The organism is Paenibacillus sp. FSL M7-0802 (assembly GCF_038004945.1).
Taxonomy (GTDB): domain Bacteria; phylum Bacillota; class Bacilli; order Paenibacillales; family Paenibacillaceae; genus Paenibacillus; species Paenibacillus polymyxa_B.
In genome coordinates, this window is record NZ_JBBOSD010000001.1 from 4795380 (window position 1) to 4808682 (window position 13303).

At 45.7% G+C, this 13303-nt stretch carries 12 protein-coding genes; 10 read left to right on the forward strand and 2 right to left on the reverse strand.

Annotated elements, in window-relative coordinates; genetic code table 11:
• Positions 1-220 precede the first annotated feature (220 nt).
• The 3 genes from MHB54_RS22015 (at position 221) to holA (ending at position 3474) form a co-directional block, all read left to right on the forward strand.
• Positions 221-769 (forward strand): RNA polymerase sigma factor, encoded by a 549-nt coding sequence (locus MHB54_RS22015; RefSeq protein ID WP_013311184.1) that lies wholly within the window; start codon positions 221-223, stop codon positions 767-769.
• Positions 766-2229, forward strand: a complete 1464-nt coding sequence (locus MHB54_RS22020) for an anti-sigma factor family protein (protein ID WP_340982026.1) — start codon at positions 766-768, stop codon at positions 2227-2229. The genes MHB54_RS22015 and MHB54_RS22020 overlap by 4 nt, the downstream gene beginning before the upstream one ends.
• Positions 2230-2442: 213 nt before the next feature.
• On the forward strand, positions 2443-3474 hold the full coding sequence (gene holA, locus MHB54_RS22025; protein WP_338532655.1) for a DNA polymerase III subunit delta: 1032 nt from the start codon (positions 2443-2445) through the stop codon (positions 3472-3474).
• Between the two features lie 140 nt (positions 3475-3614).
• Here the strand turns inward: holA and rpsT are convergent, their stop codons facing one another.
• Positions 3615-3887: a 30S ribosomal protein S20 gene (rpsT, locus tag MHB54_RS22030; protein WP_013311181.1), complete on the reverse strand. Its 273-nt coding sequence runs from the start codon at positions 3885-3887 to the stop codon at positions 3615-3617.
• A 198-nt stretch (positions 3888-4085) separates the two neighbouring features.
• Here rpsT and gpr point away from each other — a divergent pair, with 198 nt between their 5' ends.
• The 6 genes from gpr (at position 4086) to MHB54_RS22060 (ending at position 11228) form a co-directional block, all read left to right on the forward strand.
• Complete coding sequence (gene gpr / locus MHB54_RS22035) at positions 4086-5087, forward strand: GPR endopeptidase (protein ID WP_023989518.1); 1002 nt, start codon at positions 4086-4088, stop codon at positions 5085-5087.
• Between the two features lie 223 nt (positions 5088-5310).
• On the forward strand, positions 5311-6570 hold the full coding sequence (locus tag MHB54_RS22040) for a stage II sporulation protein P (protein WP_340982027.1): 1260 nt from the start codon (positions 5311-5313) through the stop codon (positions 6568-6570).
• Between the two features lie 27 nt (positions 6571-6597).
• Positions 6598-7110, forward strand: a complete 513-nt coding sequence (locus MHB54_RS22045) for a hypothetical protein (RefSeq protein WP_340982028.1) — start codon at positions 6598-6600, stop codon at positions 7108-7110.
• Positions 7111-7181: 71 nt separating this feature from the next.
• On the forward strand, positions 7182-8996 hold the full coding sequence (gene lepA, locus MHB54_RS22050) for a translation elongation factor 4 (protein ID WP_023989515.1): 1815 nt from the start codon (positions 7182-7184) through the stop codon (positions 8994-8996).
• 410 nt (positions 8997-9406) lie between these two features.
• A complete protein-coding gene (gene hemW / locus MHB54_RS22055) occupies positions 9407-10594 on the forward strand; it encodes a radical SAM family heme chaperone HemW (protein WP_025723343.1) in 1188 nt (395 codons plus the stop codon).
• Positions 10595-10751: 157 nt separating this feature from the next.
• A complete protein-coding gene (locus MHB54_RS22060; protein WP_013311174.1) occupies positions 10752-11228 on the forward strand; it encodes an N-acetyltransferase in 477 nt (158 codons plus the stop codon).
• 82 nt (positions 11229-11310) lie between these two features.
• Here the strand turns inward: MHB54_RS22060 and MHB54_RS22065 are convergent, their stop codons facing one another.
• A complete protein-coding gene (locus MHB54_RS22065; RefSeq protein ID WP_338532653.1) occupies positions 11311-11877 on the reverse strand; it encodes a hypothetical protein in 567 nt (188 codons plus the stop codon).
• Between the two features lie 327 nt (positions 11878-12204).
• Here MHB54_RS22065 and hrcA point away from each other — a divergent pair, with 327 nt between their 5' ends.
• Positions 12205-13236, forward strand: a complete 1032-nt coding sequence (gene hrcA / locus MHB54_RS22070; RefSeq protein ID WP_013372178.1) for a heat-inducible transcriptional repressor HrcA — start codon at positions 12205-12207, stop codon at positions 13234-13236.
• Positions 13237-13303 lie beyond the last annotated feature (67 nt).

The window sequence follows — 13303 nt, forward strand, 5'->3', positions numbered from 1 at the left end:
CTTGCAGCTCGATAGGCTAGCATTTAGATGTATGTAGGAGCTAGGGGAAGGTGACTACCTTCCCTTTTTCTGTTATTCTAAGGGAGGATACGCTGGGGAATCTGGGCTTTTTGGTATAATTTTTTTTTGTTAAAAAAATAAAATTAGTGTCAGACGTCTATCCTGCAACAATTTGCAAAAGGGATACGTCTGTAATATTGCAGGGAGAGGGGGATCCTTTGTGGTAGAGCAGGGACTCATTCGAGCCGCTCAATCGGGCGATCGCGACGCTCTCATTACCCTATTAAGAGAGATAGAACAGCATGTGTACCGTACGGCATATTACATTCTAAACAATGAGCAGGACGCCATGGATGCTTCACAAGAAGCCCTCATACGGATCTATTCCAAAATTAACTCTTATGAGGAAAAAGCGCAGTTTAAAACTTGGGTCCAACGCATTGTAACGAATATATGCATTGACAAATTCAGAAGAACGAAGCCCTCGGTTTCCATTGACGAGCACGACATGATATTCAACGATCCCCAAAACGTGGAGGTCGAGGTGTTGACCTCTTACATGGCACAGGATGTTCGTGAGGCTATACAACAACTTCCGGAGCACCACCGGACGGTAATTGTCTTAAGATATTTGCAGGATTTCTCCTATAACGAGATTGCAGATTCTCTGGATTTGCCGCTAAATACGGTCAAGTCATACTTATATCGTGCAAGACAGCAATTGCAAGGGCTACTTCAGGAATATCAGAAAGGTGGTGTATCAGGATGAAGTGTGGGGAAGAGGTGATGGATTGGATGCAGCGTTATGTGGATCATGAGCTGGGCGAAGAAGAGACGTCCCAATTAATGAACCATATTGCGACTTGCCCGGACTGTGCGGAAAAATTTCTTATTCTTCAGACACTCTCTCGCGAGCTGGAGGAATTGCCTACGGTTTCCCCGGCGTTCAGCCTGGTGGATTCCATCATGCCTCAGCTTGATGCCATTGACCGCGCACGTGAAGAGCAGGGAAGTGCGCTTCAGGAAATGCAGCCTGTGGCTGTAAAACCTGGACCAGTGCCTAGACAAAGTACCCAGCCTACACCTTGGTGGAACCGAATGGCTGGGCGCGCTGCCATGGGCGTGGCTGCCGCTGCTGTTGTACTGGGGATTGTAGTGTTTAACTTCGAGCCTAAAACAGTGCAGGATGCGGAAGGCATACTTACAACCCAGACGCCCGAAGTGACGAATCCGCAGAATCAGACGGAAATTCTTCCAGGTACAGCCAATGGCAGTGGAGGCCGTGATGCAGCCATTGGTTCGGATTCTACACAGCAGCCGTCAGAGCAGGGGCAAGGAACGGATGCATCTCAGCTACCTGCGGATAAAGATCCTGACCTGAGCAAACAAGGTGCAACCAATGCAGACGATGAAAAGAACTCTTCCAAACGGGATGCTGGGAAACGTGAAGATCAGCGAGCTGGGGAGGAAGATTCGACGAAGTCTGCACCAGCTGAACATTCTTCTCGTCAGGATGAAGGGCAGGGGCAGCTACGTACGGATCGTCAGGTGACAAAGGAAAATCCGTCTGCTGGAGATGCTCCTAAATCTGAGGACAAACAGTTAAGTCAGGAAAAATCTGATCCATCCACGATTGCTCCTGCTGAACAGTTGGAACCGAAAATGGAAAAAGCACCCCTAGCGGGTACGGGTACCGCTCAGGACGATAATAATGGTAACACAAGTACGAATGATTCTTCTTCGTCGCTTAGTCAGGATTTGAAGGTACAGGATCGAATTGCGTCAAATGAAACGTCGAAAGAAACGACTTCCAAAAGCATCACCAAGGATTCGGGCAATGCCTTGGGAACGGATAGCAGCAATGCAGCTTCTGATGATCAGCAATCATCCGTGTCGCAAGACCCGGTTCGTAAAGAAGGATTTGTATCTAATTCACTGGTCTCTCCGGACAACAATAATGCTTCCAGCTATAGTGCCCAATCTGGCTCTACAGATCAGCTCAACTCGCCAGATGGTAGCTATGCGGTGGCTATTGAGGGCAAAAAGCTGAAAGTGTATAAGCTTTCCGATAACGGTGTAGACCGAACAACACTGGAAGTCCGTACTCTAAAAGGTGCCTGGGTCAAAGGAAGCTGGTCAGAAGACAGCCAGACCTTTATGTATGAGACGGAGCAGGATGGGACAGCAAGTAAATATACGTACACCGTCCCGCGCAGCACTGGAAAATAGTTTCCGTAAGTTGGCACACTTTTAAAAACAGAGAATATACTATATGAACCGACGTCGTATCCCGACGGCCGAAAGTTTCTAGAGCTTTCTGCTGCCGTGTTGATATAGATGGTGGTGAAGGGATCCTGTCTATAGGCAGGGTCCCTTCGTTTGTATCATGACTTGCCTTCCGGTCGGATGTCGGGTACGATCAGTGGGTGGGGGGAACGGAAAATGGATGTAAAATCAGCCACTAAGGCTATTCGCAAAGGCGACATTTCGCCAGTGTATTTGCTATACGGCAGTGAAAAATATCAAATGAAGCAGTTTGTTGAGATGCTTAAAGAGAAAGTGGTGGAAGAGGAGCATCGTGACTTCGCCATCATTCCTTATGATTTAACCGAAACGCCAATTGAGGTGGTCGTGGAGGAGGCGGAAACAGCGCCTTTTCTGGTGCCAAAGAAGCTGATTATTGTACGGGATACCAGTGTATTTGCAGCAGGCAAAGATAGCGGTAAGATAGAGCACCGGCTTGAGACGCTGTTGACTTATATGGATAACCCGACTGACTATAGCGTCATCGTTTTTACGGTTCAGGCTGAAAAGTTGGATGAACGGAAAAAGATTGTCAAAAAGCTGAAAAGTGATGCTTCGGTTATTGCTTTTGCTCCAATGGGTGGAGATGATCTTATAGCTTGGATCCATAAGCGTGCAGGAGAAAGAGAAGTGCAATTGGCTGCAGGAGCTGCTGAAAGCCTCATTCAATTCACAGGTACCGGGCTGCAATCCTTGGCTGCCGAGATAGACAAGCTCTGCTTGTACGCAGGAGCACAGGGAACGATCTCATCCGCTGATATAGAATCCCTGGTGCCTCGTAACACAGAGCAAAACGTATTTGCGATGGTTGAGGATCTGGCTAATTTGCGGCTGGATAAGGCGCTCAGTATTTTTTATGAGTTGCTTAAGCAAAAAGAGGAACCGATTAAGATTGCCGCTTTGATCACGCGACAGTTCCGTATTATGTTGCAGGTCAAAGAGCTGGCAGGTCAAAGCTATTCCCAGCAACAAATTGCGAGTCAGCTTAGTTTGCATCCTTATGGGGTGAAAGTTGCAGGGGACCAAGCGCGGAGGTTCCGTCCTGAGCAGCTTCGTCAGCTTCTCTACGAATTGGGCGAGCTCGATTATCATATGAAAACAGGTGTCGTTGACAAGGTACTGGGACTGGAGCTATTTTTGATGAAAATGGGTGCAGGGGCTTCAATCTAATCTCCCATGTGCTGTTGTAGAGTCAGCTCATGTAGCGTGGAAAGCTGACTCTATAAATTAATAAAAGTTATAAACTAAAAAAACCTGATCAGCCAAGGCTGGTCAGGTTTTTTTCATTAACGTATGAAAGTAGCTCTTGCTTACGCTTGAGCTGTAAGAGCGTTAAGTTTTTTCGCCAAGCGGGATTTCTTGCGAGCAGCTGCATTTTTGTGGATCAGACCTTTAGTTACAGCCTTGTCCAGCTTTTGGGAAGCTACTTTGAAAGCAGCAGCAGCAGTTTCAGCTTCGTTACCTACCAACGCTGTATCGGCAGCTTTTACTGCTGTACGAAGCGCGGATTTTTGGGAAGCGTTCAACGCACGGCGTTTGTCGCTAGTTTTAACGCGTTTGATAGCGGATTTGATGTTTGGCATTACATTCACCTCCTGTAAAGGCATTACTTATGAACACAAACGTTTCACAACTTAAAATATTTTAGCATGCCACACCTCAAATTGCAATAAGAAAACATTCTGAGGCGATGCGAATTACAGGATGAAAATGGATGTGCATAAACCTGTTGGGTGTCTCGCACACTATAGTCAAAGATGGTATCCAAGGAGGCTTAAAAGATGGATCTGGATTTGCAGAAGTATGCGGTACGCACGGATTTGGCATTAGAGGCAAGAGAACTGGCCGAACGGGATCAGCCTGTACCTCTGTCGGGCATAAGTGAGAACGTGGAGGAAGATAACGGAATCAAAATCACACGGCTGGACGTACTGAATGAAGAAGGAGCCAACCGTATTGGGCGGGTACAAGGGCATTACGTCACATTGGAAGTACCCGGCTTGCGTGAAGGCGACACGGGGCTCCAGCAACGTGTAGCTATTGCATTTGCAAAAGAAATGGAACATTTTATACAAAAAATAGGGATCTCTAATACGGCAAAGGTACTGGTGGTAGGTCTGGGCAACTGGAACGTCACTCCCGATTCGTTGGGTCCGCTTGTCGTTGAAAATTTGATGGTGACTCGTCAATTTTTTGAACTGACACCTGATCAAATCAACCCGGGCTATCGAGATGTGAGCGCAATTGCACCGGGTGTCCTGGGTATTACGGGGATCGAGTCCAGTGAAATCGTTCAAGGCATCGTGGATCGCACAAAGCCAGAACTGATTATTGCCATTGACGCTCTGGCGTCACGTTCACTGGAGCGCGTCAATACGACCATTCAGGTGGCCGATATCGGGATACATCCAGGTTCAGGTATTGGCAACAAGCGGCGCGGTATCACCAAGGATATTATGGGTGTTCCGTGTATCGCTATCGGCGTTCCGACGGTATGCTACGCTTCTACCATTGTCAATAACGTAATCGAACTGATGAAAACACATTTTACCAAAGAAAAGGCTTCTACAAAAGCAATTCTGGGGATGTTGGACGATATTTCAGAACCTGAGAGACTTGGGCTGGTGAGAGAGGTACTGCAGCCGCTGGGGCATGATCTGATTGTGACTCCTAAAGAGATCGATGAATTTATTGAAGATATCGCGAACATCATTGCTACTGGATTGAACGCTGCTCTGCACGAAGCTGTTGATCCTGGCAATGTCGCCGCGTATACGCATTAATCAAGGGTTGGTAAAATCGTATTTCATACCAAAAGTCTCTATTTAACAGGAATCTAATCTCTTTCAAAAAGGGAGGTGATATACCTGTAGTAGAGATTTTTTGTGTTCTAGCAATTGTTCTCCGTTCATAGAGTTGAAGTATAAGAGATTTCCGCAGCAGATAGGAACCCTATGTTCCGAATATAAAGCGGGTTTCGACGGGACGAAGGAGGACAAGGCTCACATGAAAAAAATTCAGACCTGGAACGTCGGAAGATGGAGAAGAAAAGGTATCGAAATTTTGGCGATGGGACATACGCTTGTGCTGCTGATCATGGGCTCGGCGCTTTTATTTGTCGTTTTGGGGCTAGGGGGATTGGCAGAAAATCGTCTACAAACATCTCCTGTTTCTTCGATGAAAGGATTGGCAGGTTCGGTGTCTAGCGGTTTTTTTGCGGATATGCTAGGTATGGAAGTACCTCATTTGGCACAAAAGAAGCAGCAATCTTCGTTGTCGGGTGAACAATGGTCGCCTTTTGTTTTTCAGATGCTTACAGGTATTAATCCGCAGGATCCCAAAAGTCTCATTTCTCGTGAAATTCCTGGCATGTCTGCGGGAGCGCCTGTCTTGCTGCGCAAGGGTTCGGGGAACACAAAGGTAGAGGGTCCTACGGATTATCAGCCCGATCAGGGAACGACGGATGCCCCTGGTGGCTCAGATGCATCTGAGAACCCACCGACTACTACGCCGGATATTCCGACAACACCGCAAACAGATCCGGTACGTGAGGATCATCCAGGTGATACGGTCAAAGGGGACAAGCGTATATTAATCTACCATTCTCATCCCAGAGAAGCATATAACCCACTACTCAGCAAAACCAGTTCCAACCCCAATTCAGGTTCTAAATCAGCCAATGTGTCAAGGGTAGGGGACTTCGTAAAGAAGAGGCTGGAAAAGCAAGGGATATCCACACTGCATGTAAACAAGGATTATGCCACTACAGTTCAAAATTACAATTGGAACTATTCCTATAAATATTCACGCGAAACAGTCAAGGAAGCTTTAGCTGGAAATAAAGGTTTAACTTATTTGCTTGATATTCATCGAGATTCACAACGTCACGGAAAAACAACAGCAACCATTAATGGACTCTCTTATGCCAAGGTGTATTTTATTATCGGACATGACAACAAAAATTGGCGCGAAAATGAAGCTTTTGCTGCTCGTATTCATGAAAAGCTGGAAAAATCGTATCATGGCGTATCACGTGGTGTATGGGGGAAAGATGGTGGCAAAGGCAACAACGGTGAATACAATCAAAGCTTATCTTCGCATAGCATTTTAATTGAAATCGGGGGTATTGACAACACCGAGGAGGAGTTGAAACGCACCTCAGACGTTTTGGCGGACATGATCGGTGAAGTGTATTGGGAAGATCAGAAAGCTCAGAAAGCGGGCACTAACGTATCGGATACAAAAAAGAGCAACAGCGGCAATTAAATGAGGTAGCGGTAAGGGGGGAAGGTAATGTCTGGACATTTTCGTAATAAAGCACTTGGATTTGTATTGCTCATGGGGGCAGGTATTCTACTGGGTATGCAACTGGCAGGATCTGGCCTGCGTTCAGTGTATGGACCGGAATGGAACGGGGATACGATTCAATCGGTAAATCAACAGAAAGTCGGATATGAACAGACGGTTATTGAGGATACACCCGCAGCTAACGCTCGTGCATATAGCGGTACGTATAGCACAAGTGGAAATGTTAAGGTTGAGCCGAAAACGGGAGCGGGTATAAATGAAGCTAGTGGAAGGGAAGAAAATGAGGAGCAGACGGAACTCGGGGCATCCAGGTGGTATTCGACGACTGCGCAGCATGTCAATACTCAGGACCTGGAGACACCGCGTGAACTATTAGCCGTCAAGGGACAAAAAGCTTCGGTGGATACCATGGCGGACAAAACGGCTGGGCTGCTGCAAAACCTATCAAGACAGGGGATTCGATGGGTTGTGTCTGTTTTTGACGGAGTGACAGAATAGAAATATTGCTGACCCCCTATACAACTGCTATAATAAGCTGATTGACACTAGGCATTGTGTGGGGGTAAGGCATGACTGACATATTGGCAAGACAACGTAAAATTCGGAACTTTAGTATCATTGCACATATAGACCACGGTAAATCCACGCTGGCTGACCGGATTTTGGAATACACCGGTGCACTCACATCCCGTGAAATGCAGGAGCAAGTGCTTGATCAGATGGATCTGGAACGGGAGCGCGGGATTACAATCAAGCTCCAGGCAGTGCGACTCACTTATAAGGCCGATGACGGCGAAGAGTACATTTTGAATCTGATTGATACACCGGGACACGTCGATTTTACCTATGAGGTTTCCCGAAGCTTGGCGGCCTGTGAAGGGGCCTTGCTAGTTGTAGACGCGGCACAGGGTATTGAAGCACAGACATTGGCTAACGTATATTTGGCGTTGGACAACAATCTGGAAATTCTGCCGGTGCTTAACAAAATTGATTTGCCAAGTGCCGATCCTGAACGGGTGAAGCAGGAAATCGAGGATGTTATCGGCTTGGATACGAGCGAGACTGTCCACGCATCGGCCAAAGCTGGAATCGGTATCAAGGAAATTTTGGAACAGGTGGTCAGAAGCGTACCTGCTCCGCAAGGGAATCCGAATAATCCGCTGAAGGCGCTTATTTTCGATTCGCATTATGATCCATATAAAGGCGTTATTGTGTATGTCCGCGTCGTAGATGGTAGCATCAAGGCAGGTTCCAAAATTAAAATGATGGCAACTGACAAAACGTTTGAGGTTATTGAAGTTGGTGCTTTCATGCCACGTATGAGCATCGTGGACGAGCTGAACATCGGTGATGTTGGTTTTATCGTTGCTGGTATCAAGCATGTGGGTGATACGCGTGTCGGGGATACGGTGACAGATGCAAAAAATCCAACATTAGAACCGATGCCAGGCTATCGGAAAATTAATCCGATGGTATATTGCGGTCTGTATCCAATCGAAACATCGGAGTATAACGATCTGCGTGAGGCGCTTGAAAAGCTACAACTGAACGATGCTTCGCTCAGCTTTGAGCCAGAAACATCAAGCGCGTTGGGTTTTGGCTTCCGTTGTGGATTCCTTGGTCTGCTTCATATGGACGTTATTCAGGAACGGATTGAACGTGAATTTAACATTCCACTGATTACAACGGCACCAAGCGTTATTTACCGCATAAAGTTGACGAATGGGGAAACGATCCAGATCGACAATCCATCGAATTATCCGGAAATCGGACGGATTGAACATGTGGAAGAGCCCTATGTAAGAGCAGGTATTATCGTCCCTAATGATTACGTAGGTACGGTGATGGAGCTTTGTCAAACCAAACGTGGTGAGTACGTAAATATGGAATACTTGGATACGACACGGGTAACCATTACGTATCAAATTCCGCTGTCTGAAATCGTATATGATTTCTTCGATCAGCTTAAATCAAGTACCAAAGGTTATGCTTCCTTTGATTATGAGATTTCAGGCTATCGCCAGTCCAACCTGGTGAAAATGGATATCTTGTTGAATGGCGAGCAGGTCGATGCGCTGTCGTTCATCGTGCATAGAGATCGGGCTTATCATCGCGGACGTATTATCTGTGAGAAGCTGCGCGAGCTAATCCCGCGTCAAATGTTCGAGGTGCCAATCCAGGCATCTGTGGGAACAAAGGTCGTGGCGCGTGAAACCGTTAAGGCGATGCGTAAAAACGTCTTGGCCAAATGCTACGGCGGCGATATTTCCCGTAAACGGAAGCTGCTTGAAAAGCAAAAAGAGGGCAAGAAGCGTATGAAGCAGGTCGGTAACGTAGAAGTACCACAGGAAGCATTTATGGCGGTACTGAAAATAGATGAGTAAAGCTGCTTGAAGTATTCGTCCATTCTTTCATGGGGCATTTGCCGTGCATGGAGAATGGACGTTATTTATTTGAGCAAGCTATCCAGAGATGGAGTATTTGTTATCTCAGTTGCAAAAATAGTATAACAACAGTATCTTTAGCGTATTTCTAAAGATACTTTACTCTTACTGCAACACCTACATCACAAAAAATGACCGATGGTGGTGGGCAGCAGCAGAGTGGATGGAATCGTTCTGAAGAAGCGTTAGCGTTCGCCTTTATCCCCGGATTTTACCCTATTAAGTTTATTTACAAAGAAAAAATCCGAGGGTAACAGCGATCGGAAGAATGATCCATCCACGGAGCGTTCTCCCCCCTCTTCGCCATTTTTTTTCAATCACCACACACTGAATTGACAAGGAGGATCGGTATGACCGCATCCATACAAAAACATGAACATTCATCCGCGCCTCAAGCGGTTTACCTGCATATACCTTTTTGCACGAATAAATGCTTTTACTGTGATTTCAACTCTTATGTGCTCAAGGATCAACCTGTTATGGAATATCTGTATGCACTGGAACGGGAGATGGAACATACAGTCAAGCTTCACCCGCCAGGAGAGATTAAAACCATTTTTGTCGGGGGCGGAACACCAACTACCCTAAACCCGAAAGAAATGGAATATTTCCTGAAGAGCGTCCGAACCTATTTCCCAAATTGGGCGGAAGATATTGAGTTTTCCATGGAAGCCAATCCAGGCACCACTGATTTTGAAAAACTCTCTGTGATGAAAGAAGGCGGCGTCAATCGACTCAGCTTTGGTGTACAGGCTTTTCAGAATGAGCTACTCACAGGCATAGGTCGTATTCACAGTACAGATGACGTATATCGCAGTTTGGAAAACGCCCGTAAGGTTGGCTTGGACAACCTGTCGATTGACCTGATGTTCGGTTTGCCGAACCAAACGGTGGAGATGCTGCATGAAAGCGTCAGTAGAGCGCTAGAGCTGGAGCTTCCTCATTACTCTATCTACAGCTTGAAGGTTGAAGAAAACACACTCTTCCATACGCTGTACCAGAAAAATCAGCTGCCACTTCCACATGAGGATGACGAACTGGAAATGTATTTACTCCTCATGCGTCGCATGAAAGAAGCGGGGTATGAGCAGTATGAGATTAGTAATTTCGCAAAACCAGGCTTGGGGAGCAAGCACAACATGACCTATTGGCGAAATGAGGACTATTACGGTCTCGGCGCTGGGGCACATGGATATGTTGGCAGAGAGCGTCATATGAACATTAAAGGCATTAACCCTTATGTGGAGGCTAGTCGTAATGGCTTACCACGTCTGGATAGCTTTGAGGTGCCGGCGGCGGAAGCCATGGAGGATTTTCTTATGGTCGGTTTGAGAATGCTAGAGGGCGTATCCAAGTCCCGCTTTGAAGCTCAATTCGGTCAGGCATTGGAGGATACGTTTACTGCTCCTCTCGGAAAAATGCTCAATGCGGGGTTAATCGAATCAATTGAGGACGGTTATCGTTTGAGTGAACGCGGCATTTTATTCGGAAATGATGTATTTGCAGAGTTCATCGGTTCAATCACGGTAAATTCATAAGTCGTAAGTCGTAGGCTTCAATACAGTACGTTTCAACTTCGTAAGCTGGGACAATCATTTTATAACACTATTCTGTCACAGCAGGGTAAATGGAGTATTGCGATTCTATGCGTGATGTTGTATATTTATTCATTATATGCGGCAGGAGGAGAGCAAGATGGCTTCAGTGTGTAAAGATGTATTGTGCAGAAGTGCGGTTCCTGAGGATGTGGAGCCTTTATATCAAATGATTAGCGGCTATGCAGAGCGGGGGATTATGCTGCCACGTTCGAGGGAAGTGCTTACGCGCCAACTGGAGCTATTTATTGTTGCAGAGGTGGACGGCGAAGTTGTTGGTTGTGGTTCTTTATGCAAATTGGGCGCTGATCTGGTAGAGATTCGCTCCCTTGGCATCTCTGAGGGACATAAAGGTATGGGTATTGGCTCCAAGCTCGTGGAGGGCCTTATTATAGAAGCACGGCGGCAACGTATTCCTAAAATTATGGCATTGACCTACGAGGTCTCCTTTTTTATAAAAAACGGTTTTGATGTAGTAAGTAAAGAGATTTTCCCTGAAAAGGTATGGACCGACTGCATTCACTGTAGTAAACAAAACAATTGTGATGAAATCGCAGTGTTGAAAGTACTGAACTGACCTGTCAATAATGAGGTCAGTTCTTTTTTCATCAGGCCATAATCGTGCGTTTGTTATACAGCCTACATTGTTTAATCCTGGTTCATTTCTCATATGCTTTGAGCAACCACCAAATGAATTGATGATGAGGCTCCAGTTCGGAAGGTATTCCATTCAGGCTTCTTATGGGATGGTCCTTATGATAATCAGTATCATTATAAAAGTATGAAGTGCCGTCTAATGGAACTCGGTGTTTATATTTATACAAGGCGACAACATATCTTTCAGACGCTCCGCTTCTGCTTGGACTATATGTATATCCTTCCCAATCGGCTAGTGTTAAATCATCGTAATGTTGTAATGCCGATATACTGTATTTTATTTGCTTGGGAATACTTGGACTGAATTCTTGAGGGTAAAACAAAATGGTATTCCATATGCTTAAAAGTATTGTAGGAACCAAGATTAAGGCACAACACAGGGGGCTTAATTTACGAATTAGATGGATGACTGAAATAATAAGGGCTGCATTCAGGATGAAAACCAATGGCAAAGCAACTATTCTTCCTAGTCCTGTATACGGAAACAACTCAATTAAAATCTGAAACATACAAATTGTAGGTAAAAGTGCGATCGATGCGTATAAAAGATTGCGGCGATTAGTTCTCAAATTTAATTCCTCCTCAAGGACAAAGAAGCTATAATGGTATGGAGACATAGTCTCGAATTTTTCTATTTTCTGTGTCACTATACATAAATACGGTTTTTATACGCTGGATATTGAGATTTTTCGTGAAAAAGTGTAAACGTTGTGGATTCATTCCAGTAAACTAAACTGTTGTGATAAATCTTGTTTATTGAAAATACTGAACTGACTTGACAATGATCAGGTCGGTTTGGTATTTTTGTATTAACGGTTAGCACTCATCGCGAACGAGTGCTAATGATTCCATTTAACAATCATGCTATTATGGATAAACAACAAGGGGGGATTCGCTTGTTAACCGAACGTCAGAGACTCATTCTGAATGCGATTATTGATGACTACATTCGTTCGGCTGAGCCAGTGGGTTCCCGCAGCATATCCAAAAGGCAGGATGTCGGATTCAGCCCGGCCACGATCCGTAATGAAATGTCGGATTTGGAGGAACAGGGCTATCTGGAGCAACCCCATACTTCAGCGGGACGCATCCCGTCTCATAAAGGTTATCGTTATTATGTGGACCATCTGGTGCCACTGAATACGCTGAAGCCTATGGAAATGCGGGAACTGAAAGCCTTTTACGCCGAAAAGCTGAATGTAATGGAGCAAGTGATCCAGCATGCGTCAGGCATTTTGTCCCATATGACCAATTATACTTCCATCCTGCTTGGGCCGGAGGTTTTTCATACTTCATTGCGTCATTTTCAGCTGCTGCCGCTCAACGAAACGACGGCTGTGGCGATAATCGTGACCAATACCGGTCAGGTGGAGAATAAAACGGTAGATATTCCACCGGGAATTTCGATTTCCGAGATGGAGAAGGTTGTGAATTTACTGAACAGCAAGCTGGTCGGTGTGCCGATTTATCAGCTTAAATCGCGCCTTTACACCGCACTTGGTCAGGAGATGGAGAAGCATGTGTCTCATTTTGAGGACGCTATGAAGGTGCTGGATAAAGCACTGGATAATGAATCGGATCAGCGCTTGTATTTGAGCGGTGCGACGAACATGCTCAATCAACCTGAATTTAAAGATGTAGAAAAGGTTAAACATATTCTCGATCTGCTGGAGGAAACACCAACGCTGCTTAAACTAATGACACCTGTTGCCGGGGCACCTGAAATTCAAGTCCGCATCGGCACTGAAAATGATCATGAGGCGTTTGCCAATTGCAGCCTGATTACTGCTACGTATGCAGTAGACGGAGAAGCGTTGGGCACTATAGGCATACTGGGTCCGACACGGATGGAATATGCGAGAGTTATTAATATTTTGGGTATCCTGTCTAAGGATTTGACCGCAATGCTAACGCAACGGTTTAAATAGAACAAGACCGCATAGGTTGCGGTACTATATGTTCCGCGCCGGGATACGGTTTGTATCCTGCGCGGGT

Bases quoted from the DNA above. Each gene is read 5' to 3' on its own strand.
- MHB54_RS22020 (WP_340982026.1), top strand. From the start codon at position 766: ATGAAGTGTGGGGAAGAGGTGATGGATTGGATGCAGCGTTATGTGGAT.
- holA (WP_338532655.1), top strand. From the start codon at position 2,443: ATGGATGTAAAATCAGCCACTAAGGCTATTCGCAAAGGCGACATTTCG.
- rpsT (WP_013311181.1), bottom strand. From the start codon at position 3,887: ATGCCAAACATCAAATCCGCTATCAAACGCGTTAAAACTAGCGACAAA.
- gpr (WP_023989518.1), top strand. From the start codon at position 4,086: ATGGATCTGGATTTGCAGAAGTATGCGGTACGCACGGATTTGGCATTA.
- MHB54_RS22040 (WP_340982027.1), top strand. From the start codon at position 5,311: ATGAAAAAAATTCAGACCTGGAACGTCGGAAGATGGAGAAGAAAAGGT.
- MHB54_RS22045 (WP_340982028.1), top strand. From the start codon at position 6,598: ATGTCTGGACATTTTCGTAATAAAGCACTTGGATTTGTATTGCTCATG.
- lepA (WP_023989515.1), top strand. From the start codon at position 7,182: ATGACTGACATATTGGCAAGACAACGTAAAATTCGGAACTTTAGTATC.
- hemW (WP_025723343.1), top strand. From the start codon at position 9,407: ATGACCGCATCCATACAAAAACATGAACATTCATCCGCGCCTCAAGCG.
- MHB54_RS22060 (WP_013311174.1), top strand. From the start codon at position 10,752: ATGGCTTCAGTGTGTAAAGATGTATTGTGCAGAAGTGCGGTTCCTGAG.